This window comes from Xenorhabdus khoisanae (assembly GCF_001037465.1).
GTDB classification, from domain to species: Bacteria; Pseudomonadota; Gammaproteobacteria; order Enterobacterales; family Enterobacteriaceae; genus Xenorhabdus; species Xenorhabdus khoisanae.
In genome coordinates, this window is record NZ_LFCV01000265.1 from 1 (window position 1) to 1,626 (window position 1,626).

At 35.2% G+C, this 1,626-nt stretch carries 1 protein-coding gene and 1 pseudogene; both read right to left on the reverse strand.

Translation table 11 applies throughout. The features are described from left to right. Positions 1 to 244, reverse strand: a pseudogene (locus AB204_RS20690) (malate synthase A); the annotation flags it as partial. 306 nt (positions 245 to 550) lie between these two features. Next, positions 551 to 1,480: a homoserine O-acetyltransferase MetA gene (gene metA / locus AB204_RS20695; RefSeq protein WP_047965265.1), complete on the reverse strand. Its 930-nt coding sequence runs from the start codon at positions 1,478 to 1,480 to the stop codon at positions 551 to 553. Positions 1,481 to 1,626 lie beyond the last annotated feature (146 nt).

Sequence of the window (1,626 nt, forward strand, 5' to 3'; positions counted from 1 at the left end):
GTATTCCCTGTATTTTCCAATCCCCATCTCTAATGGAAGATGTTTCCGAAATAAAATCTGGGAGCATTCCGTCATCTATTTTTTTCTGCCATTCAATGCGTTCTCCCAATAATTTTTCACGCCTGCCAGAAAATTCAACAATCAAATCTTCTAAGAAACCAATAGATTCAGGTGATAATACCTGATTCTCTGCCTCGCCAAAAGGCTTCATAAAGGTCAACTGGGTTGTTAACATCTGCTGCATACTCCCCTCTTTTCGTCTTTTAAATGCTCAACCCGATTAAGATTAATCAATTAAAAAAATAAATCAAAAACGATTTCCATTATTTTTTAAATTAAAAATTAACCAAATAAAATCAATAAATTAAGTGTATTTAAAGATAAGAAAAACAGGGAAATAAATTCCAAAAAAGAAAACAGAAAAGTGTTAAGTTTTTGTTATGTATAAGAAATAACTAATGTCTGGAAATCATCAATATGGAAAGAAAAATTAAAAAAATGAGAAATGGCTCGCTTCAGCCAATCCTCATTTTTCTGTTTCAAATGGAGATCAATCTAAGGAAGGATTCATAAAAGTGAGATCATATGGCGTAATTTGATAAACATAATAATTCAACCAATTTGAAAACAGTAAGTGACCATGACTGCGCCAAGCAGCAATGGGACTATTTTCAGGATCGTCATTCGGGAAATAATTGATCGGCAGTGCAGGATTCAAATCAGCAGCCCGATCACGCCAGTATTCTGCTGCTAGCGTACCCACATCATATTCAGGGTGACCTGTAACAAATACGAGTCTTCTATCCTTACTGGAAAATAAATAAGCGCCAGCCTCTTCTGAACTGGCTAAAATATCTAAGTCTGTATGCTCACGAATAACAGATTCAGGAAAATCAGCAAAACGAGAATGCGGTGCAAAAAAAGTTTCGTCAAATCCGCGCGTTAGTAACGCTAAAGGATCTAACGTTGAATGAGAATAGACACCAGATAGTTTGGTCGTTCGAGTGTATTTTGGAAGGCGATAAAGAATATTTAAGGCTGCCTGCACTGCCCAACAGACAAAAAGTGTCGAAGTAACATGACTCTTTGCCCAAGTAACAATTTTTTCAATTTCATCCCAATAAGTCACATCCTCAAATTCAACCAATCCCAAAGGAGCACCAGTGACAATCAATCCATCAAAATTTTGATCTTTTATTGAGTCAAAATCACAATAAAAGGTATCTAAATGTTCAACAGGCGTATTTTTACATTGCCGACTATCAATTCTCAGTAATTGAATATCAACCTGTAGCGGTGAATTTGACAGTAACCGAATAAACTGATTTTCAGCTTCAATCTTCTTGGGCATCAGGTTAAGTAGCAATACTTTCAATGGGCGAATATTTTGAATACTTGCCCGTGTTGAGGTCATGACAAAGATGTTTTCATTGCGGAGAATATTTACCGCAGGTAATTCATCTGGTACACGGATAGGCATTGCTCGAAACCTCTACTATTTCAGTTTGCATGTTTAGACTTCTAGATAGCTAAATTTAACAAAAAGATGAAAGCGATGTCGAGTTATTGTACTCAAATTGAAATTATTTCATTTTATTATATAGAAAATAGTAATCAGAATAAGGA

Coding starts and splice junctions, on each gene's coding strand:
- metA (WP_047965265.1), bottom strand. CDS start 1,480: ATGCCTATCCGTGTACCAGATGAATTACCTGCGGTAAATATTCTCCGC.